Annotated in this window: 20 protein-coding genes and 1 pseudogene; 10 read left to right on the forward strand and 11 right to left on the reverse strand. The window is 72.2% G+C overall.

All coding sequences use genetic code 11. The features are described from left to right. Position 1: 1 nt before the first annotated feature. From qcrB to ctaE, 4 genes are read right to left on the reverse strand one after another with little or no spacing between them, the layout of a single operon-like run. The gene (gene qcrB / locus BLQ67_RS15605) at positions 2-1621 is read right to left on the reverse strand and encodes a cytochrome bc1 complex cytochrome b subunit (RefSeq protein ID WP_092506571.1); all 1620 of its coding nucleotides are present in this window, start codon (positions 1619-1621) and stop codon (positions 2-4) included. Further along, a complete protein-coding gene (gene qcrA, locus BLQ67_RS15610; protein WP_231945088.1) occupies positions 1618-2694 on the reverse strand; it encodes a cytochrome bc1 complex Rieske iron-sulfur subunit in 1077 nt (358 codons plus the stop codon). The genes qcrB and qcrA overlap by 4 nt, the downstream gene beginning before the upstream one ends. Before the next feature lie 17 nt (positions 2695-2711). Continuing rightward, the gene (qcrC, locus tag BLQ67_RS15615) at positions 2712-3509 is read right to left on the reverse strand and encodes a cytochrome bc1 complex diheme cytochrome c subunit (RefSeq protein WP_092506573.1); all 798 of its coding nucleotides are present in this window, start codon (positions 3507-3509) and stop codon (positions 2712-2714) included. Between the two features lie 13 nt (positions 3510-3522). Next, positions 3523-4158 carry an aa3-type cytochrome oxidase subunit III gene (gene ctaE, locus BLQ67_RS15620; protein WP_092506574.1) on the reverse strand — a complete coding sequence of 212 codons (636 nt, stop codon included), beginning with the start codon at positions 4156-4158 and terminating at the stop codon, positions 3523-3525. Between the two features lie 73 nt (positions 4159-4231). On the opposite strand from ctaE, the gene trpD reads away from it, so the two are divergent. Together trpD and BLQ67_RS15630 are read left to right on the forward strand one after the other, a co-directional pair. Beyond that, a complete protein-coding gene (trpD, locus tag BLQ67_RS15625) occupies positions 4232-5299 on the forward strand; it encodes an anthranilate phosphoribosyltransferase (RefSeq protein ID WP_092506575.1) in 1068 nt (355 codons plus the stop codon). A gap of 2 nt (positions 5300-5301) precedes the next feature. Then, positions 5302-6279, forward strand: coding sequence for a hypothetical protein (locus BLQ67_RS15630; protein WP_092506576.1), 978 nt, complete (start codon positions 5302-5304; stop codon positions 6277-6279). Positions 6280-6348: 69 nt separating this feature from the next. Here BLQ67_RS15630 and glpK read toward each other — a convergent pair whose 3' ends face one another. Beyond that, entirely contained in the window at positions 6349-7863 is a 1515-nt protein-coding gene (gene glpK, locus BLQ67_RS15635; RefSeq protein WP_092506577.1) for a glycerol kinase GlpK, read from the reverse strand. A 107-nt stretch (positions 7864-7970) separates the two neighbouring features. After that, a complete protein-coding gene (locus BLQ67_RS15640; protein ID WP_231945257.1) occupies positions 7971-8684 on the reverse strand; it encodes an MIP/aquaporin family protein in 714 nt (237 codons plus the stop codon). A gap of 239 nt (positions 8685-8923) precedes the next feature. Between BLQ67_RS15640 and dhaK the strand changes: the two genes are divergently transcribed. The 5 genes and pseudogenes from dhaK (at position 8924) to BLQ67_RS15655 (ending at position 12081) form a co-directional block, all read left to right on the forward strand. After that, positions 8924-9925 (forward strand): dihydroxyacetone kinase subunit DhaK, encoded by a 1002-nt coding sequence (dhaK, locus tag BLQ67_RS15645; RefSeq protein ID WP_092506579.1) that lies wholly within the window; start codon positions 8924-8926, stop codon positions 9923-9925. Beyond that, a complete protein-coding gene (dhaL, locus tag BLQ67_RS16655) occupies positions 9925-10536 on the forward strand; it encodes a dihydroxyacetone kinase subunit DhaL (RefSeq protein ID WP_172802353.1) in 612 nt (203 codons plus the stop codon). The genes dhaK and dhaL overlap by 1 nt, the downstream gene beginning before the upstream one ends. Then, on the forward strand, positions 10533-11201 hold the full coding sequence (gene dhaM / locus BLQ67_RS16660) for a dihydroxyacetone kinase phosphoryl donor subunit DhaM (protein WP_172802354.1): 669 nt from the start codon (positions 10533-10535) through the stop codon (positions 11199-11201). The genes dhaL and dhaM overlap by 4 nt, the downstream gene beginning before the upstream one ends. A 32-nt stretch (positions 11202-11233) precedes the next feature. Next, positions 11234-11623: pseudogene (locus tag BLQ67_RS17035) on the forward strand (acyltransferase domain-containing protein); the annotation flags it as partial. 32 nt (positions 11624-11655) lie between these two features. Continuing rightward, on the forward strand, positions 11656-12081 hold the full coding sequence (locus BLQ67_RS15655) for a hypothetical protein (RefSeq protein ID WP_407922497.1): 426 nt from the start codon (positions 11656-11658) through the stop codon (positions 12079-12081). Between the two features lie 45 nt (positions 12082-12126). Here BLQ67_RS15655 and BLQ67_RS15660 read toward each other — a convergent pair whose 3' ends face one another. Beyond that, positions 12127-12420, reverse strand: a complete 294-nt coding sequence (locus BLQ67_RS15660) for a GNAT family N-acetyltransferase (RefSeq protein WP_092506992.1) — start codon at positions 12418-12420, stop codon at positions 12127-12129. 70 nt (positions 12421-12490) lie between these two features. Further along, positions 12491-13192 carry an aspartate/glutamate racemase family protein gene (locus BLQ67_RS15665; protein WP_092506581.1) on the reverse strand — a complete coding sequence of 234 codons (702 nt, stop codon included), beginning with the start codon at positions 13190-13192 and terminating at the stop codon, positions 12491-12493. Between the two features lie 76 nt (positions 13193-13268). On the opposite strand from BLQ67_RS15665, the gene BLQ67_RS15670 reads away from it, so the two are divergent. Next, complete coding sequence (locus BLQ67_RS15670) at positions 13269-14150, forward strand: LysR family transcriptional regulator (RefSeq protein WP_231945089.1); 882 nt, start codon at positions 13269-13271, stop codon at positions 14148-14150. A gap of 15 nt (positions 14151-14165) precedes the next feature. On the opposite strand, the gene BLQ67_RS15675 is transcribed toward BLQ67_RS15670, so the two are convergent. Next, entirely contained in the window at positions 14166-15521 is a 1356-nt protein-coding gene (locus BLQ67_RS15675; protein ID WP_092506582.1) for a protealysin inhibitor emfourin, read from the reverse strand. Between the two features lie 141 nt (positions 15522-15662). On the opposite strand from BLQ67_RS15675, the gene BLQ67_RS15680 reads away from it, so the two are divergent. Further along, positions 15663-16325, forward strand: a complete 663-nt coding sequence (locus BLQ67_RS15680; RefSeq protein ID WP_092506583.1) for a DsbA family protein — start codon at positions 15663-15665, stop codon at positions 16323-16325. A 45-nt stretch (positions 16326-16370) separates the two neighbouring features. Beyond that, the gene (locus tag BLQ67_RS15685) at positions 16371-16655 is read left to right on the forward strand and encodes a DUF1905 domain-containing protein (protein ID WP_092506584.1); all 285 of its coding nucleotides are present in this window, start codon (positions 16371-16373) and stop codon (positions 16653-16655) included. Positions 16656-16673: 18 nt separating this feature from the next. Here the strand turns inward: BLQ67_RS15685 and BLQ67_RS15690 are convergent, their stop codons facing one another. Both BLQ67_RS15690 and BLQ67_RS15695 read right to left on the reverse strand, forming a co-directional pair. Further along, on the reverse strand, positions 16674-17279 hold the full coding sequence (locus BLQ67_RS15690; RefSeq protein WP_092506585.1) for a DUF305 domain-containing protein: 606 nt from the start codon (positions 17277-17279) through the stop codon (positions 16674-16676). 23 nt (positions 17280-17302) lie between these two features. Then, positions 17303-19387, reverse strand: a complete 2085-nt coding sequence (locus BLQ67_RS15695) for a copper-translocating P-type ATPase (RefSeq protein WP_092506586.1) — start codon at positions 19385-19387, stop codon at positions 17303-17305. Positions 19388-19582 lie beyond the last annotated feature (195 nt).

Here is a 19582-nt window from a genome sequence, read left to right on the forward strand (position 1 = left end):
ATCAGTGGTGCGAGGCGCGCTCGACCTCGGCCTTCGTGACCGGCTCGATCCGGTCCTCGAAGAACCAGCGCGAGAGCGCTGCGCGCACGTGGGTGCCCGTGGTGATGCGGCCGCGCTCGTCGGGGCGCACCATGGTGGGCTCCGGCGACTCGAACGACTTCAGCTTCCACGACTCGTACTCGTCGAGGCCCTGGTGCACCTCGATGTACTCGCCACCCGGACGGCGCACGATGCGGCCCGACTCGAAGCCGTGCAGCAGGATCTCGCGATCCTTCTTCTGCAGGCCCAGCGCGACGCGCTTCGTCACCCAGAAGGCGATGATCGGCCCGAGGAAGATGAGTGCCTGCAGCACCCACGTGACCTGGAACACGTTGAGGTGGAAGTGCGTGGCGATGAGGTCCGACGAGGCACCCGCCCACATGACCGCGTAGAACACGACGCCGGCGGCACCGATGGCCGTGCGCGTCGGAGCGTTGCGCGGACGGTCGGCGAGGTGGTGCTCCCGCTTGTCCTGCGTGACCCACTGCTCGATGAACGGGTAGAACATCACGAGCACGATGAAGAGTCCGAGGACCGCCATCGGGATGAGGATGTTCCACGAGAACGTCAGGCCGAACAGCTCGGTCTCCCAGCCCGGCGCGAGGCGCAGGGCGCCGTCGGCGAAGCCGATGTACCAGTCGGGCTGCGTGCCAGCCGAGACGGGGGATGGGTCGTACGGGCCGTAGTTCCAGATCGGGTTGATCGTGAACGTCGCGGCGATCGCCATGATGACGCCGAAGACGAGGAAGAAGAAGCCACCGGCCTTCGCGGCGAACACCGGCATGATCGGCACGCCGACGACGTTCTCGTTCGTGCGGCCGGGGCCGGCGAACTGCGTGTGCTTGTTGAGCACGAGCAGCACCATGTGCATGCCGAGCAGCACGATGAGGATCGCGGGCAGCAGCATGATGTGCAGCACGAAGAGCCTGGGGATCACGTCGACGCCGGGGAACATGCCGCCGAAGAGCAGGTACGAGATCCAGCCGCCGACCAGCGGGATGGCCTTGACCATGCCGTTGATGATCGCGAGGCCGTTGCCCGAGAGCAGGTCGTCGGGGAGCGAGTAGCCCGTGAAGCCCTCTGCCATCGCGAGGATGAAGAGCAGGAAGCCGATGACCCAGTTGAGCTCGCGCGGCTTGCGGAACGCGCCCGTGAAGAACACGCGCAGCATGTGCAGGCCGATGGACGCCACGAACAGCAGGGCTGCCCAGTGGTGCACCTGACGCATGAGCAGGCCGCCGCGGATGTCGAACGAGATGTCGAGCGACGACGCGTAGGCGATGGACATCTCGATGCCCTTGAGCGGCACGTACGAGCCCTCGTAGGTCGTGTGGCCCATCGACGGGTCGAAGAAGAACGTCAGGAACGTGCCCGAGAGCAGGATCACGACGAACGAGTAGAGCGCGACCTCGCCGAGCATGAACGACCAGTGGTCGGGGAAGATCTTGCGACCGAGGTACGCCGTGACGCCCGAGATGCTCGTGCGCTCGTCGAGGTAGTTGGCAGCCCACGACGTGAACGTCTTGCGCTGCTGCGGCGCCTGCGACGCGGGCGCTGCGCTGGGGGACTGGGTGGTGGTCATGCGCGCTGCTCCGTGGTGGTGCCGGCGACCTGCACGTGCTCATCCTCGTCGACGTCGTGGAGACGCTCGAAGTACGAGGGGCCGATGGGCTCGGTGAAGTCGCGCTGTGCGATGAGGTAGCCCTCGTCGTCGACCGTGATCGGCAGCTGGGGCAGGGGGCGCTTCGCGGGGCCGAAGATCACCTTGCAGTGGTTCTTCACGTCGAACGTCGACTGGTGGCACGGGCAGAGCAGGTGGTGCGTCTGCTGCTCGTACAGGGCGACGGGGCAGCCGACGTGGGTGCAGATCTTGGAGTAGGCGACGATGCCGTCGTACGACCAGCCTGCACGCTCGGGGGACTCGTTCAGCGCGTCGGCGGGCAGGCGCATGAGCAGCACGGCTGCCATGGCCTTCTCGTCGAGCGGGTGGTGCGACTCCTCGAGACCCTCGGGGATCACGTGGAACGCGGAGCCGTAGGACACGTCCTCGGCACGGATGGGGGTGCCCGTGGGGTCGAGGCACAGTCGCGTGCCCGTCTCCCACATGGTGTGGGCGAACACGTCCGTCGGCACCTCGTCGGCCGGCGCGAGGTCGCGGAAGAGCACGACGGCGGGCAGCGGCACGACGGCGAGGGCGCCGATGAGCGAGTTGCGGATGAGCGAGCGGCGCGAGAAGCCCGACTCCTGGTCGCCGAGCGTGAAGACCTCGACGGCCTTGGCACGGGTCGCGTCGGAGCCGCGCGTCGCGTGACGCGGGTCGACGTGCTCCTCGTCGCTCATGAGCTGCTTCGACCAGTGCACGGCACCGATGCCGATCGACAGCAGCGCGAGCGCGATGCCGAGGCCCAGGAGGAGGTTGTTCATCCTGGTGGTCGTGAGGTCGCCCGGCGTGATCGGCACGGCGATGTACGCCGCGACGGCGATGATCGAGCCGAGTGCCGACACGAGGAACCACGTGAAGACCGTGCGCTCGGCGCGCTTCGCCTTCTCGGGGTGGAGGTCGGTCTGGCGCTTCCGGTGCGGGGGCAGCCCAGGGTTCTCGAACTCGCTCGATCGCTCGAGCGCCGCGTCGCGGTGGAGCTCGACGTCCTGCATCTTCGTCTCCTCGGACATCAGTTGGGCTTCGCCGTCAGCCAGACCGTGATCGCCACGATGCCGCCGAGGCCGAAGATCCAGATGAACAGACCCTCGGACACGGGGCCGAGCGAGCCCAGGTCGAAGCCGCCGACGCTCGGGTTCTCGTCGAGGAAGTGGAGGTAGGCGATGATGTCGGCCTTCTCCTCGGGCGAGATGTTGTCGTCGTTGAACACCGGCATGTTCTGCGGGCCCGTGAGCATGGCCTCGTAGATGTGCGCGGCGTCGATGTCGTGCAGGTCGGGGGCGAACTTGCCCTCGGTGAGCGCACCGCCGGCGCCGGCCACGTTGTGGCACATGGCGCAGTTGATGCGGAAGATCTCGCCACCGTTCGCCACGTTCGCGTCGGCGGTGTCGAGCACCTCCTCGCTCGGCACGTCGGGTCCGGGCGCCATGGCGGCGATGTACTCGCCCATCGCGTCGGACTGCTCCTGCGAGAACTGCGGCGTGCGCGCCATGCCCTGCGGGCCGGAGAACGCGAGCGGCATGCGACCCGTCATGACCTGGAAGTCGACCGAGGCCGCGCCGACGCCGATGAGGCTCGGGCCCTCGGGCGTGCCCTCGGCGTTGACGCCGTGGCAGGAGGCGCAGTTCGCCTGGAAGAGCTGCTCGCCGTCGTCGACCGTGAGCTGCGTCGTCGCCTGCGACGACGCGTCTGCGGATGCGACCTGCCCGACGAACGTCGAGACGCCGCCTGCTGCGACGAGGCCGAGCACGAGGAGACCGAGGCTCGCGAGCGGGTGTCGCCTGCCGGTCTTCTTGCTGCGGTGTGCCAAGAGAAGCGCCCTTCTAGCGGAGCCAGTAGATGATGAGGTACAGGGCGATCCAGACCACGTCGACGAAGTGCCAGTAGTACGACACGACGATGGCGCTGGTCGCCTCCTTGTGACCGAAGTGCTTCACCGCGTAGGCGCGCCCGATCACGAAGAGGAAGGCGATGAGGCCGCCCGAGACGTGGAGGCCGTGGAAGCCCGTGGTGATGTAGAACGCCGAGCCGTACGCGCTGGTCGCGAGCGTCACGCCCTCGTGCACGAGGACGGCGTACTCGAACACCTGCAGGATGATGAAGACGGCGCCCATGGCGTAGGTGAGGAAGAACCACTCGACCATGCCCCAGGCCTTGACGTTCCACAGCGCGCCCGTGCGCTCCTTCTGCAGACGCTCGGCCGCGAAGACGCCGAACTGGCACGTCACCGACGACAGCACGAGGATCGTCGTGTTGATCGTCGCGAACGGCACGTTCAGCAGCGAGGACTCGTTCTGGAACAGGTCGCCGGTGGTGGAGCGCAGGGTGAAGTAGATCGCGAAGAGAGCCGCGAAGAACATGACCTCGCTGCCCAGCCACACGATGGTCCCGACCGCGACGCTGTTGGGTCGACGCACGAGCTGCGTCGTCCCAGGGTGGGAGAGGGAGGTGCTGGTCACAGGTCCATCCTAGGCGACTCTCGGGGCGCTCTCGGCGGCAGGTGCCAGGCGTGGCGTCGATAGGCTGTCGCCCATGGAGCCCAAGTCCTGGCCCGGCGTCCTCGAGACGCTGCTGACCCCCGATGATCTCACGATCGGGCAGGCGGAATGGGCGATGGACCAGGTCGTCACCGGCCGCGCGGAGCCTGCGCAGCTCGGCGCGTTCCTCGCGGCCCTCCGCGCCAAGCGGGAGTCGGTCGACGAGCTCGTCGGATTCCGGGATGCGATCCTCGCGAACGCCGTGGATCTCCCGGGCGAGTCGCTCGTGCTCGACATCGTCGGCACGGGCGGCGACCGTCACGGCACCGTCAACGTCTCGACCATGGCGTCGATCGTCTGCGCCGCGGCCGGCGTGCCGGTGCTGAAGCACGGCAACCGCGCCGTGTCGTCGCTCACGGGCGCGTCCGACGTGCTGACGGAGCTCGGCGTCATCCCCGACGACGACGACCCCGCGGTCGTGCGGGCGATCCTCGACGAGGCCGGCATCTCGTTCGCGTGGGCCATGCGCTTCCACCCCGGATTCCGACACGCCGGACCCGTGCGTGCCGCGATGGGCGTGTCGACGGTGTTCAACCAGCTCGGCCCGCTCGTGCACCCCGCGCGTCCCGAGGTCACGGCGTGCGGCGTCGCCGACCGCTCGCGCATCCAGAACTTCGTCGGCGTCTTCGCGACGCGCGGCGGCACGGCGTTCGTGTTCCGCGGCGAGGACGGTCTCGACGAGCTCACGACCACGGGCCACTCCGAGCTGTGGGAGGTCGTGCGCGGCGACGTCGTCGAGCACGACGTCGACCCGCGCGAGCTCGGCATCCCGCTCGCGACGATGGGCGACCTCGTCGGCGGCGACCCCAAGGCCAACGCCGACACCGTGCGCCGCACGATGGCAGGGGAGCAGGGGCCCGTGCGAGACATCGTGCTGCTCAACGCCGCCGCAGCCCTCGCGGCGTGGCGCGTGCACGCCGACCCGCGTCAGGGCGACCGGTCGCTGCGCGAGCGCATGGCCGAGACGCTGCTCGTCGCCGCCGACGCCATCGACTCGGGTGCGGCCGCGACGACCCTCGAGCGCTGGCGCGCCGCCGCGGCGCGCACCCGAACGGGCGCCTGAGCGTGGAGCGGCGCGTCGCCGAGCAGGCGCTGGGCGCCGGCCCCATGGCGACGCTGCTCGAGGACCGCACCGTCGAGGCGCGTCTCGGCTCCCGCGACACCGTCGAGCCGTGGCGGCGCGCCGACATCCGCTGGGGCGACCACGGCACGCGCTCGCTGCTCGTCACGGCGCTCACGTCGGGCGCCGTGCTCGTCGCCTACGGCATCACGCTGCTGCTCGAGCAGCCGCCCGCGCTCGAGGCGCTGCTCGCGCTGCGCGTGCTCGGCATCGTGCTGCTCGTGCTCGCCATCGCGCTCGCGCCCGCATCCCGCGACGCGCGCCTGCTCGCGAGCTGGGCGCTCGTGCTGCACGCGCTCGTCGCCATCGCGGGCACGGTCATGGTGTCGACCGACGTCTTCGGCAGGCTGCGCATCGGCGCCGTGTCGGCCGTCGAGTTCGCGGGCTTCATCACGTGGGTCGCCGTCATGCTGCTGCTGCGCATGCGGCATCCGCTCACGATCCTCACGAGCCTCATGGGCGGCTGCCTCGCCGGCCTCGCGTTCTTCGGCCGCGTGCTGCCGCTCGTGCGCGAGCGCTTCGCGGAGGAGGAGGGCGGGCAGGTCGCCGTGCTCACGGTCGACGACGACGCCATCGCGAGCCTCGTGATCGTGGGCGTCGGCGTGGCGCTCGTGGTCTTCGCGTGGTGGATCGACGGATGGGCGCGCGTGCTGCTGCCGCTCGAGGCGCCCGACGCCTCGGTGCCCGCGCGCAGCGAGCGCGACCGCATCCGCCTCGCCGGCATCCTGACGGCGTGCATGCTCGACCCCGTCGCGATCGTGCTGCTGCACCTCGCGAAGCAGCCGACCGCCGAGTCGCGGCTCGACCCCGACGAGGACTGGTTCGCGACGGCGCTGCTCGTCGTCGCCTACGCGAAGCTCACGATCTGCTGGGTCGCCGTCACGACGGTCGCGATCTGGCTGCTCGACCCCACCTGGTCGTAGCGGGCACGCAGCGTCCCGGACAGCACGGAGGGGGCCGGCGATGCCGACCCCCTGCTTCGTGCTGACGCCCTACTGCACGTCGTCGTCGACCCAGTCGAGGGTCTTCTGCACGGCCTTCTTCCAGTTGCGGTAGGTGCGCTCGCGCTCGGCCTCGTCGAGCTGCGGCTCCCAGCGCTTGTCCTCCTGCCAGTTCTTGCGCAGGTCGTCGAGCCCGCCCCAGAAGCCGACCGCGAGGCCGGCGGCGTAGGCGGCGCCGAGCGCCGTCGTCTCGGCGACGACCGGGCGCACGACCGCGACGCGCAGGATGTCGGCCTGGAACTGCATGAGCAGGTCGTTCGCCACCATGCCGCCGTCGACCTTGAGCTCGGTGAGGTCCACGCCGGAGTCGGCGTTCACCGCATCCACGACCTCCGCCGTCTGGAACGCCGTCGACTCGAGCGCCGCGCGGGCGATGTGGCCCTTGTTCACGTAGCGCGTGAGGCCCACGAGCGCACCGCGGGCGTCTGGACGCCAGTACGGGGCGAAGAGGCCCGAGAACGCCGGCACGAAGTACGCGCCGCCGTTGTCGTCGACGCTCGTCGCGAGCTGCTCGACCGCAGGAGCGCTGTCGATGATGCCGAGGTTGTCGCGCAGCCACTGGATGAGCGAGCCCGTCACGGCGATCGAGCCCTCGAGCGCGTAGTGCGTGGGCTCGTCGCCGATCTTGTAGCCGACGGTCGTGAGCAGGCCGTTCTTCGAGTGGACGATCTCCTCCCCCGTGTTGAAGATGAGGAAGTTGCCCGTGCCGTAGGTGTTCTTCGCCTCGCCCTTGTCGAAGGCCGCCTGGCCGAACGTCGCCGCCTGCTGGTCTCCGAGGATGCCCGTGATGGGCGTCTCGCGCAGCAGGCTCGCGTCGCTCGCGACGCCGAACTCGCCCGACGACGACTTGATCTCGGGGAGCATCGAGGCCGGCACGCCGAAGTCGGCGAGGATCGACTCGTCCCACGAGAGCGTCTCGAGGTCCATGAAGAGCGTGCGGGACGCGTTCGTCACGTCGGTCGCGTGCACGCCGCCGTCGACGCCGCCCGTGAGGTTCCACAGCACCCACGTGTCGGTCGTGCCGAACAGCAGGTCGCCCGCCTCGGCCTTCTCGCGCGCACCCTCGACGTTCTCGAGGATCCACACGATCTTCGTGCCGGAGAAGTACGTCGCGAGCGGCAGGCCCACCTTGGCCTTGTAGCGCTCGACGTCGCCGTCGGCGAGCCGGTCGACGATCTTCTGCGTGCGCGTGTCCTGCCAGACGATGGCGTTGTACACGGGCTCGCCGGTGGTCTTGTCCCAGACGACGGCGGTCTCGCGCTGGTTCGTGATGCCGATGGCCTTCACGTTGTGGCGGGTGACGTTGGCCTTCGAGAGCGCCTGGCCGATGACCTCGCGCGCGTTGTTCCAGATCTCCTTCGGGTCGTGCTCGACCCATCCGGCCTGGGGGAAGATCTGCTCGTGCTCGAGCTGACCCGTCGAGACGATGCTCCCGGCGTGGTCGAACAGGATGGCTCGCGTCGAGGTGGTGCCCTGATCGATCGCGATGACGTAGTCGTCGGCCATTGTCACTCCTTCGTGGTGGGTTCTTCGCTGAGGCTAGGGGGAGCCGCTGTGCACGGCCCATGGGGTGGCGATGGAGGGGGACGCGCCCCCTCCATCGCCGGGGTGGATCAGGCCATGCCGCTCGCGAGCAGCACGGGCGCGAGGAGGCCGGCGAGCGCGCCACCGATGAGCGGTCCCACGACGGGCACCCACGCGTAGCCCCAGTCGCTGTCGCCCTTGCCCTTGATGGGCAGGACGGCGTGGGCGATGCGGGGCGCGAGGTCACGGGCCGGGTTGATGGCGTAGCCCGTGGGGCCACCGAGCGAGGCACCGATCGCGACGACCGTGAAGGCCACCGCGAGGGCGCCGAGCGGGCCGACGACCGTCGCGTCGCCGCCGCCGCCGTTGAGGCCGAACGAGAGGATGACGAACACGAGCACGAACGTCGCGATGATCTCGGTGACGAGGTTCCAGCCGTACGAGCGGATGCCGGGGCCGGTCGAGAAGGTGCCGAGCTTCGCGCCCGGGTCCTCCTCGGCGTCGAAGTGCTGCTTGTACGCCGCCCAGGCGAGCACGGCACCGATGAAGGCGCCGACGAACTGGCCGAGGATCGAGATCATGTACGCGGCCCACGGCACCTCGGCGCCCGTGGCGAGGCCGTTGGCGATGAGGCCGACCGTGACGGCCGGGTTGAGCTGCGCACCCGAGTAGCCGGAGACGAGGACGCCTGCGAAGACCGCGAGTCCCCAGCCGAAGTTGATCATGAGGAAGCCGCCGCCGAAGCCCTTCGTCTTCGCGAGGACGACGTTCGCGACGACGCCGGCACCGAGGAGCAGCAGCATCGCCGTGCCCACGGTCTCCGACAGGAAGACCAAACCGAGATTGTCCAACTGGAACCTGCTTTCCACATCGACGCGGGCGGTCACCCGGGCCCTCGCCAGCGAGGGCAGCGCCAGCCTATGCCTGCGCCATGCGCTGCGACAGGTGTGACACGTGAAGCGTCGCGGGACATCGCTGGCCGCGGTCGAGGCTGCGGGCGTAGGTTGGCCGTGACGTCCACCCCCGATGGAAGTGGGAGACCATGAAGAAGCTCATCAACGACCCGTCGAAGGTGGTGGACGAGGCCGTCGCAGGCATCGCCGCGGCGCACCCCGAGCTGCGCGTGATCGTCGATCCGCCCTACGTCATCGCACGCGGCGACGCGCCCGTGCAGGGCAAGGTCGGGCTCGTGTCGGGCGGTGGCTCGGGCCACGAGCCGCTGCACGGCGGCTTCGTCGGCTACGGCATGCTCGACGCGGCCGTGCCCGGCGCGGTCTTCACGTCGCCGACGCCCGATCCGATCGTCGAGGCGACGAAGGCCGTCGACGGCGGGGCGGGCGTGCTGCACATCGTGAAGAACTACACGGGCGACGTGCTGAACTTCGAGACGGCCGCCGACCTCGCGCTCGCCGAGGGCATCGAGGTCGAGGCCGTCGTCATCGACGACGACGTCGCCGTGCAGGACTCGCTCTACACGGCCGGGCGTCGCGGCGTCGCAGGCACGCTGCTCGTCGAGAAGATCGCCGGCGCCGCCGCCGAGCGCGGCGACGCGCTGGCGCAGGTCGCGGAGATCGCCCGCACCGTCAACGCGAACGTGCGATCGATGGGCATGGCGCTGTCGCCCTGCACCGTGCCGCACGCGGGCGAGCCCTCGTTCGACCTGGGCGACGACGAGATCGAGATCGGCATCGGCATCCACGGCGAGCCCGGCCGCGCCCGCATCGCGATGGAGCCGGCCGACGCCATCGTCGACCGCCTGCTCGCGCCGATCCTCGACGACCTGCCGTTCGCATCCGGCGACCGCGTGCTGCTGTTCGTGAACGGCATGGGCGGCACGCCGCTCGTCGAGCTCTACGTCGTCTTCCGGCGCGCGGCCGAGGTGCTCGCGTCGCGCGGCATCGAGGTGGCGCGCACGCTCGTGGGCAGCTACGTCACGAGCCTCGAGATGCAGGGCTGCTCGATCTCGGTGCTGCGTCTCGACGACGCGCTCACCGAGCTGTGGGATGCGCCGGTGCAGACGCCCGCGCTGCGCTGGGGTCGCTGATGGCGCTCGACGCCGACTGGACCCGGCGCTGGATCGCGCTCGTCGCCGACCGCATCGCCGAGCGCAAGGCAGAGCTGTCGCACCTCGACCGCGACATCGGCGACGGCGACCACGGCGAGAACCTCGACCGCGGCTTCACCGCCGTGCGGTCGAGGCTGGCCGACCTCGACGCCGACGCGACGCCGGGCGCGATCCTCAAGCTCGTCGCGACGACGCTCATCTCGACCGTCGGCGGCGCGAGCGGGCCGCTGTACGGCACGGCGTTCCTCAAGGCCGCGATGGCCGCTGGCGACGCCGCGACGCTCGACGACGACCTCGTGGCCGTGCTCGCCGCGGCGCGCGACGGCATCGTGGCCCGCGGCAAGGCCGAGCCCGGCGACAAGACGATGGTGGATGCGTGGACGCCGGCGGTCGACGCCGCGGCAGCCGCGCCCGACGCCGTCGCAGCGCTGGCCGCTGCCGCCGACGCCGCCGAGGCGGGCGCGAAGGCGACCGAGCCGCTCGTCGCCCGCAAGGGCCGTGCGTCGTACCTGGGCGAGCGTGCGATCGGGCACCGGGACCCCGGCAGCGAGTCGACGGCGCTCATCCTGCGCGCGGCGGCCGACGCGTGAGCGTCGGGCTCGTCGTCGTCTCGCATTCCGCGCAGATCGCCGCGGGCGTCGTGGAGCTCGCCGGCCAGATGGCCGGCGACGTCGCGATCGAGGCCGCGGGCGGCACCGACGACGGCGGCATCGGCACGTCGTTCGACCTCGTGATGGCGGCCCTCGACGCCGCGGACTCCGGCGACGGCGTCGTCGTGCTGTGCGACCTCGGCTCGGCGGTGCTCACCGCCGAGACGGCGCTCGACCTGCTCGACGACGACGCTCGCTCGCTCGTGAGGATCGCGGATGCGCCGATCGTCGAGGGCGCCGTCGCGGCCGCCGTCGCGGCGCAGTCGGGCGACGGGCTCGAGGCGGTGCTGGCGGCGGCGGAGTCGGCGGCCGGGTCGACTGCCCCTTCCGCTGCTGCCCCCGTGCCCGCCGGCCCGTCGCGCACCCTGACGCTCGTGAACGCCTCCGGCCTCCACGCGCGCCCTGCCGCCGACCTCGTGCAGCTCGTCGCGACCTTCGACGCCGACGTGCTCGTGAACGGCGTCGACGCGCGCAGCATGCTGCGCATCCTCGGCCTCGGGCTCGATCGCGGCGCCACGGTCGAGGTGTCGGCGACGGGCGTGCAGGCGCAGGAGGCCGTCGACGCCGTCGCGGCGCTCGTCGAGCGCGGCTTCGGGGAGTCGTGACGGCGAACGTCGCGCCGCTCGACGTCGACGCCGTGCGCACGCGGCTCGCAGCCGCGCCGCTCGACGCACTCGATCTCGACGCCGTCGATCGCGCGCTCGTCGTCGACGCGATCGAGGCCCTCGACGATGCGAGCGCAGGGGTCGTGGCGGCCGCTGCCACGGCGCTGCTCGACCGCGTCGGCGCCGTCGACGGCGCACCGCATGCGTTCCGCGGCATCGCGCGACGCGACGGCGACCCGCCCGGCCTGCTGCCGATCCTCGCGCTCGTCGCGACGGCCGCCGACGTCGTCGCGTGGCTGCAGGATCGCGGGCTCGACGCCGCGACCCCCGCGTCGGGCGTCGCCGACCTCGGACAGCAGCTGCGCGTGCACCGGCGCGCGACGGGCATCCCGGGCACGGATGCCGCCGACTGGCTCGCGACGCCCTGGACGGGCTCGCTGCTGCGGCACGGGCGCTGCAGGTCGAGCACACGCTGCACGAGCGGCTCGGCTGGGTGCGCTCGCTGCACATCCCCGACGGTGCATCGGTCGACCGCGACGCCGTCGACGCATCCCTCGCCGCGTCGGTCGTCGCGGGTGCGAGGGCCTTCCCCGAGCGGACGACCGACGTCGTGCACTGCGCGTCGTGGCTGCTCGACCCGTGGCTCGTCGACGCGCTGCCCGGCTCGCGGCTCGCGGCGTTCGCCGCGCGCTTCGACCTCGTCGGCGACGAGCCCGACGACGAGGGGGCCGACGACGTGCTCTGGTTCGTCTGGGGTCGCAGGCCCCCGTGGCCCGACGTCGCCGACCTGCCGCGCGACACGCGGCTGCGCGCCGCGATCGCCGAACGCATCGCGGCGGGCGGCCGACCCACGAGCCGCGAAGGCGTGCTCGCACGCTGAGCGCTCGCCGCCCAGGCTCAGGTGCTTCGCGTCAGGTGCTTCGCGTCAGGCGACGAGCGCGCCGTACTCGGCGGGATGCTGCTGCACGACCGCGCGCACGAACGGGCACGACGGCACGACCGAGCGGCCCGCGGCGACGGCCTCGTCGAGGGCGGCGCGCACGACCTGCGTGCCGTACCCGCGACCGCCGAACTCGGGATACGTCTGCGTGTGCGGGAAGGCGCGGCGACCGTCGTGGTCGGCGTAGTCGACGAAGCTCACGAGCTCGCCGCCGACGCGCAGCTCGAAGCGGCCCTGCTCGGCTGCGTCGACGATCTCGACCTCGGGCGACTCGCTCATGCAGCCAGGGTAGGGCGGCGCGCGGCGCGACACGAGGGGCTGGCGCGAATCGGCCGCGTCGGTCGTGCCGTCAGGCGGCGACGGGTGCGAGCGCATGGCTCGCGATCGCCTCGGCGTGCGCCGCCATCGAGTCGATGACCGGCACGGCCACGTCGGAGTCGCCGAGCAGCAGCTGGATCTCGGTGCACGCGAGCACGATGCCGTCGGCGCCCTGCGCCACGAGCCGGTCGACGACCGCGAGGTACGCGGCGCGCGACGCGTCGGTCACGACGCCGCGGGTCAGCTCGTCCCAGATGATGCGGTCGACCACGACGCGGTCGTCGGCGCTCGGCATGACGGCGGCGACGCCGTGACGGGCGAGGCGCTCGGCGTAGAACGGCTCGCGCATGACCCAGTCGGTGCCGAGGATGCCCAGGCGCGAGACGCCGCGGTCCTGCGCCGCCGCGGCGACGGCGTCGCCGATGTGGTCGAGCGGCACGGCGATCGCGGCCTCGACGGCCGGCGCGACCTTGTGCATGAGGTTCGTGCAGATCGCGACGCGGTCGGCGCCGGCGGCCTCGAGGCGGCGCGCCTCGGCGGCGAGGAGCGAGCCCGCCGCATCCCAGTCCTCGCGCACCTGGCAGTCGCGCACCTCGGCGAAGTCGAGGCTCGAGAGCAGGATGCGGGCGGAGTGGTGGCCGCCGAGCGCTTCCGCCGTGCGCGCGTTGATGGCACGGTAGTAGTCGAGCGTCGAGTGCCAGCTCATGCCGCCGATGAGGCCGATCGTGTCCATGCCTCTACGACAGCAGCCCGCGCTGCCATTGGCTAGCCTTCTGTTGCCTCGGTGATCCATCACGTATGCTTATGTCATGGACATCGATCCGCGCCGCGTGCTCATCTTCCGCGCCGTCGCGCGCGCCGGCTCCGTCTCGGGCGGCGCGCGCACGCTCGGATGGACGCAGCCGGCCGTGAGCCAGCACCTCCGCACGCTCGAGGGCGAGCTCGGCACGGCGCTGCTGCTGCGCGGCCCGACGGGCGTCACGCTCACGGAGGCGGGGGAGCGGCTGCTCGCGCGCGCCGACGCGATCGAGGCCGCGCTGCGCCAGGCCGAGGCCGAGCTCGCCGAGCTCGCCGCCGGCGGTGGCACCGTGACGCTCGCCGCCTTCCCGTCGGCGATGGCCGACCTCGTGCCGCGCGCGATCGCCTACCTGCTGCAGGAGGCGCCGCAGGTGCAGGTGCGCGTCGTCGAGTCCGAGCCACCCGAGGCCCTCGCGGCCGTCGCGGGCAACGACGTCGACCTCGCGGTCGTGTTCGAGTACGCCGAGTCGCACGACGACGTGGGCCTCGAGCGCGTCGCGCTCGGCGACGACCCGAGCCTCATCGTCGTGCCCGACGGGCACCGGCTCGCGGGCAGCGACGCCATCGCGCTCGCCGATCTCGCCGAAGAGCGCTGGGTCGCCGGGTGCCCGCGGTGCCGCTCGCACCTCGAGATGCTCGCCGACAAGGCGGGCTTCGCGCCCGACGTGCAGCACTCGACCGACGACCTCGTCGCCGCGCAGTCGTTCGTCGCCCGCACCGGCGCGGTCGCGCTGCTGCCCGCCATGGCCGTCGCGGCGCACCAGCGCCCCGACGTGGTGGCGCGGCCGCTCGCCGACGGCTCGGGCCGCGCCCTCGCCATCCGGCACCGCACCGGGGCCGACCGCGTGCCCGCGATCCGCGCGGTCGTCGAGGCGATCGCCGCCGTCGTCTGACGCGCGGCCGCGCCGCTAGCGGCGCTCTCCGAGCTCGAGGATGCGGTGCAGCAGCACGAGCACGTCGTCGGGCAGCGCGGGCTCGACGAGCGTGACGTCGATGCGCGTCTCGACCGTGATGCGCCACACGTAGCCGTCACGCACGCGATCGTCGTCGCCGGCCGCGAGGCCCGCGAGCTCGCCCGAGTCGATGAGCGACTCGAGCGCGCGCTGGTCGCGGCTCGGCAGCGCCGACTCCGGCAGCTCGCCGACGCGCTCGCGCCCCAGCAGCCCGCCCGAGCGCTCGACGCGCACGGTCTCGACGCCGTCGGCGTCGGTCGTCGTCGTGGGCGCCTGCTCGCCCGTCACGCCCACGGCATCCCACGCGTCGGCGATCGCCGCGCGCTGCGTCGAGTCGGCGCCGAAGCGCGTCTCGGCCGCCGCGACCGTCGCGGCGGCGAACGCCGAGAAGTCGGCGCGCACGTCGATCGACCCGTTCGTGAGCACGTCGAGCCACACGAGCCCAGCGCCCTCCCACGCACGCCCGCCGATCGCCGTCGCGGCGAGGTAGAAGGCGTGGTTCGGGATGCCCGAGTTGATGTGCACGCCGCCGTTGTCGCTCGTGGTCTCGACGTAGTCGGCCATCGTCGCCGGCTGCGGATCCTTGCCGAGCACGTCGTCGTCGTACGCCGTGCCGGGCGCGCGCAGCGACCGCAGCGCGACGCCCTCGACGCCCGGCGCGAAGAGGCCGGCGCCGACGAGCCAGTCGGCCTCGTCGGCGGTCTGGCCGAGCGCGTGCTGCTTCGCGAGCGAGCCGATGACGTCGGCGACCGACTCGTTGAGCGCACCCGACTGCCCCTGGTAGACGAGGTCGGTCGTCGACTGCACGAGCCCGTGCGCGAGCTCGTGGCCGATGACGTCGACCGCGCCGGTGAAGCCGAGGAAGACCTCGCCGTCGCCGTCGCCGAAGACCATGCGCTCGCCGTTCCAGAACGCGTTGTCGTAGGCCTCGCCGTAGTGCACCGTCGCGAGCAGCGGCATGCCAGCGCCGTCGAGCGAGTCGCGGCCGAACGCCTCGTGCAGCAGCGTCCAGGTGATGCCGAGCCCGTCGTAGGCCTCGTCGACCGCGACGTCGCCCGTGGGCTCGTCGCCCTCGTTGCGCACCGTCGTGCCCGGCAGGCGCATCGTGCGCTGCGCATCCGCGATCGTGCGACGCGGCTTCGCCTCGCCGGCGACGAGCCCGCGCTCGGGTGCCGCGATGGGCGGTGCGGCCCGGCGCGTCGTGCGCACGGCCTCGTCGAGCGTGAGGGTGCGCTGGGCGCAGCGCGCGACGGCGGCCGTCGGGTGGTCGCCGAGGCGCTCGAGCAGGAACGGGGGGACGATGCCGTGCATGCGTTCGACCCTACGAGGGAGGGCCGACACGACGCTCGGGGGTTGTGGATGGCGCGCCCGGCGACCATCGGACTTCCATAGGAGCGCTGCATAGGCTCGCGACATCCCCCTGACACCTCGACGACCGAGAGGCCGCCGCCCATGACCGCCAAGACCTGGAACATCCTCGGCATCGTCGCCGCAGCGCTCGTGATCGTGGGCATCACGATCGCGCTCGTCGTGCGCCCCTGGGAGCAGGCGGTCAGCGCGCCCGAGCCCGCGACCGACGTCACGGCCGCCGACACGCTCGCCGACGACACGCACATCCTCGACGACGCAGGCGAGGGCGCCCCGGTGGTCGTGGAGTTCCTCGACTTCGAGTGCCCGTCGTGCGCGCTCGTCTACCCGACGATGGAGACGCTGCGCGCCGAGTACTCCGGCGAGGTCACCTTCGCCGTGCGCTACTTCCCGCTCGCGTCGCACCAGAACGCCTTCCCGGCGGCGCTCGCCGCCGAGGCCGCCGCGCAGCAGGGCGAGTTCGAGGCCATGTACCAGCGCCTCTTCGAGACGCACTCCGACTGGGCGGGCACCGACGACGCCGCCGAGGCCTTCCGCGGCTTCGCCGAGGACCTCGGGCTCGACATGGATGCGTATGACGCCGCCGTCGCCGACCCCGCGACGGGCGACCGCATCGAGGCCGACTACGAGGCGGGCGTCGCGCTGGGCGTGCAGAGCACCCCGACGATCTACATCGACGGCCAGCAGCTCGAGCTGAACCATGTCGACGACATCGGGGCGGGCATCGAGGCGGCGCTCGCCGACTGAGCGTCGCACGGTCGTGCGAGGATGCCGCTCGACGGAAGGGGCGGCATGGACGTGACGATCGAGGGCGACGTGTTCGAGTGGCGCGGTCCTGCGCCGTTCCACTTCGTGCGCGTGCCCGACGCCGAGGCGGAGGCGATCCGCGAGCTGTCGACGATCGTGTCGTACGGCTGGGGCGTCATCCCCGTGCGCGGCTGGGTCGGCGACACGGAGTTCACGACGTCGCTCTACCCGCGCGACGGCGGCTACCTCGTGCCGCTCAAGGATGCCGTGCGTCGCGCGGAGGGCGTGGCGCTCGACGACCGCGTCGCGATCCGCCTGCGGATCGGCTGACGCGACCGGCGCGCGGGCTCAGAGCTCGTCGAGCAGCGCCCGCATCTCGTCGATCTCGGCCTGCTGCGTCGCGACGATCGACTCGGCGAGCGCCAGGGCGTCGGGGTCGCTGCCGTCGGCGAGCTGCTGCTCGGCCATCGTCACGGCGCCCTCGTGGTGGGCGATCATGCCCTCGAGGAACAGGCGCGACGCCTCGGCGCCATCGGCGGCCTCGAGGTCGGCGAGCTCGTCGTCGCTCAGCATGCCGTCGTCGCCGTGCTGCATCCCCGCGTGGGCATCGGCATCCTCGCCCCACGCCGCGAGCCAGCCCTCCATCGTCGCGATCTCGGGCGCCTGCGCGTCGCGGATGCGCGTCGCGAGGTCGGCGACGCGCGCGTCGAGGTCGGGCTTCGCGAGCACGATGTCGGCCATCTCGACCGCCTGCTCGTGGTGCGGGATCATCATCGCCGCGAACATGACGTCGGCGGGTGACGCGCCCGACGACGACTCGACGCTCGGCTGGGCGCCCGGGTCGGCGCCGTGACCGTCGTGGCTCGAGCCGGCGTCGGTCGCTGCGCACCCGGCGAGCGCGACGGCGGCGGCGGCGGCGAGGACGGCGGACGTGGATGCGATGCGACGACGCATGATGCTCCTTCGGTGGGGTCGGCTCAGCGCGCGCCGAGCACGGCGGCGACGCTGCGGTCGGGGCGCAGGTCGAGCCTGCGCAGCAGCTGGGCGTTGGCGGCGACGACGAGCGTCGACAGGGACATGAGGATGGCGCCGACCGACATGGGCAGCACGAAGCCGATCGGGGCGAGCACGCCGGCGGCGAGCGGCACCGACAGCAGGTTGTAGCCGGCCGCCCACCACAGGTTCTGGCGCATCTTCGCGTATCCGGCGCGCGAGAGCTCGACGACCGAGACGACGGAGCGCGGGTCGGAGCCGGCCAGGATCACGCCCGCCGAGGCGATCGCGACGTCGGTGCCCGCGCCGATCGCGATGCCGACGTCGGCGCGGGCGAGCGCGGGGGCGTCGTTGACGCCGTCGCCGACCATGGCCACCGTGCGGCCCTCCGCCTGCAGCCGCGCGATCTCGTCGGCCTTGTCCTCGGGGCGCACGCCGGCGACGAAGCGGTCGATGTCGAGCGTGCCTGCGACGCTGTGCGCGACGGGCTCGGCGTCGCCCGTGAGCATGACGACCTCGATGCCCAGCGCGTGCAGCGCCCGCACGGCATCAGCCGACTCCGGGCGGACCTCGTCGGCGAGCCGCAGCGCGCCGATCACGGCGTCGTCGCGCACGACGTGCAGCACGGTCGAGCCCTCGGATGCCCAGGCATCCGCCTGCGCGACGGGCTCGAGGCCTCGCTCGGCGAGCATCCGGGGGCCGCCGACGTGGATGCGCGCACCCCCGACGGTCGCGGCGACGCCGACGGCGGGCGAGGAGGTGGCGTCGGTCGCAGTCTCGTGCGCGAGGCCGCGCTCGTCGGCGGCGCGCACGATGGCGCGGGCGAGCGGATGCTCGCTGTCGGCCTCCGCGGCGGCGGCGAGCGCGAGCACGGCGTCGTCGTCGAGGTCGCCGGACGCGGCGACGTCGAGCACGGCGGGCTCGCCGCGCGTGAGGGTGCCGGTCTTGTCGAGCACGACGACGTCGACGACGCGCATCCGCTCGAGCGCGAGGCGATCCTGCACGAGCACGCCGCCGCGCGCGGCGCGCTCGGTCGAGATCGCGACGACGAGCGGGATCGCGAGGCCGAGCGCGTGCGGGCACGCGATGACGAGCACCGTGACCGTGCGCACGACGGCGTCCTCGGGCGTGCCCAGCACGAGCCACGCGACGGCAGTGATGGCGGCGGCGCCGAGCGCGAACCAGAACAGCAGCGCCGCGGCGCGGTCGGCGATGCGCTGCGCCCGCGACGTCGACGCCTGCGCGTCGGCCACGAGCCTGCGGATGCCGGCGAGCGCCGTGTCGTCGCCCGTCGCCGCGACGCGGACGCGCAGGCTCGAGTCGGTCGCGACGGTGCCGGCCGTCACGAGCTCGCCGGCGGCCCGCTGCACGGTGCGGGACTCGCCCGTGACCATCGACTCGTCGATCGCCGCGGCGCCCTCGACGATGCGACCGTCGGCCGGGATCGCCGCGCCGGGGCGCACGAGCACGACGTCGCCGACGCGCAGGTCGACGGGTGCCACGTGCTCGATGCCCGCGTCGGTGATGCGCTCGGCCGAGTCGGGCAGCAGCGCCGCGAGCGCGTCGAGCGCCGAGGTCGTGCGCGCGAGCGACCGCATCTCGATCCAGTGGCCGAGCAGCATGATGACGACGAGCAGCGCGAGCTCCCACCAGAAGTCGAGATGGTGCGGCGCGAGACCCAGCGTCGCCGCCCACGACGCGACGAACGCGACCGTGATCGCGAGCGCGACGAGCAGCATCATGCCGGGCTGCCGCGAGCGGACCTCGTCGACGGCGCCGCGCAGGAACGGCCAGCCGCCCCATGCGAAGAGCACGGTGCCGAGGATGGGGGAGACCCATGCGAGCAGGGGTGCCTCGGGGATGACGTAGCCGAGGATCGAGGCGAACATGCCCGACAGCGCGACCGTCGGCACCGCGAGCACGAGCGCGAGCCAGAAGCGCGAGCGGAACTGCGCGACGTGGTCACCGTGGCCCGTGTGCCCCGCATGGCCGGCGTGCGCGTCGTGATCGGCGTGCGCATCGTGGTGCGCGTGCTGGTGCTCGGCGTGCTGCTGCGTGTCGTGGTCCATGACTCCTCCGTCGATACCCCACTGGGGTATCTCGCGGACGACGATACCCCTCTGGGGTATCGAGGTCAACGCCGTCGATGCATCGCCGGGACGCCCCCGACGCGCCGTGGGGTGGCAAGGATGCTGCCGTCGCGACGCTCGCAGCGGCATGCGAAGCGCGATCCTGCATCCACAGGGAAAGAACTCGTGAACTTT

The sequence above is a fragment of the Agrococcus jejuensis genome (genome assembly GCF_900099705.1).
GTDB classification, from domain to species: domain Bacteria; phylum Actinomycetota; class Actinomycetes; order Actinomycetales; family Microbacteriaceae; genus Agrococcus; species Agrococcus jejuensis.

Bases quoted from the DNA above. Each gene is read 5' to 3' on its own strand.
- trpD (WP_092506575.1), top strand. From the start codon at position 4,232: ATGGAGCCCAAGTCCTGGCCCGGCGTCCTCGAGACGCTGCTGACCCCC.
- BLQ67_RS15690 (WP_092506585.1), bottom strand. From the start codon at position 17,279: ATGCGTCGTCGCATCGCATCCACGTCCGCCGTCCTCGCCGCCGCCGCC.
- BLQ67_RS15665 (WP_092506581.1), bottom strand. From the start codon at position 13,192: ATGGACACGATCGGCCTCATCGGCGGCATGAGCTGGCACTCGACGCTC.
- qcrB (WP_092506571.1), bottom strand. From the start codon at position 1,621: ATGACCACCACCCAGTCCCCCAGCGCAGCGCCCGCGTCGCAGGCGCCG.
- glpK (WP_092506577.1), bottom strand. From the start codon at position 7,863: ATGGCCGACGACTACGTCATCGCGATCGATCAGGGCACCACCTCGACG.
- BLQ67_RS15685 (WP_092506584.1), top strand. From the start codon at position 16,371: ATGGACGTGACGATCGAGGGCGACGTGTTCGAGTGGCGCGGTCCTGCG.
- dhaK (WP_092506579.1), top strand. From the start codon at position 8,924: ATGAAGAAGCTCATCAACGACCCGTCGAAGGTGGTGGACGAGGCCGTC.
- BLQ67_RS15695 (WP_092506586.1), bottom strand. From the start codon at position 19,387: ATGGACCACGACACGCAGCAGCACGCCGAGCACCAGCACGCGCACCAC.
- BLQ67_RS15680 (WP_092506583.1), top strand. From the start codon at position 15,663: ATGACCGCCAAGACCTGGAACATCCTCGGCATCGTCGCCGCAGCGCTC.
- BLQ67_RS15675 (WP_092506582.1), bottom strand. From the start codon at position 15,521: ATGCACGGCATCGTCCCCCCGTTCCTGCTCGAGCGCCTCGGCGACCAC.
- BLQ67_RS15670 (WP_231945089.1), top strand. From the start codon at position 13,269: ATGGACATCGATCCGCGCCGCGTGCTCATCTTCCGCGCCGTCGCGCGC.
- dhaL (WP_172802353.1), top strand. From the start codon at position 9,925: ATGGCGCTCGACGCCGACTGGACCCGGCGCTGGATCGCGCTCGTCGCC.
- BLQ67_RS15660 (WP_092506992.1), bottom strand. From the start codon at position 12,420: ATGAGCGAGTCGCCCGAGGTCGAGATCGTCGACGCAGCCGAGCAGGGC.
- BLQ67_RS15640 (WP_231945257.1), bottom strand. From the start codon at position 8,684: ATGCTGCTGCTCCTCGGTGCCGGCGTCGTCGCGAACGTCGTCCTCGCG.
- qcrA (WP_231945088.1), bottom strand. From the start codon at position 2,694: ATGCAGGACGTCGAGCTCCACCGCGACGCGGCGCTCGAGCGATCGAGC.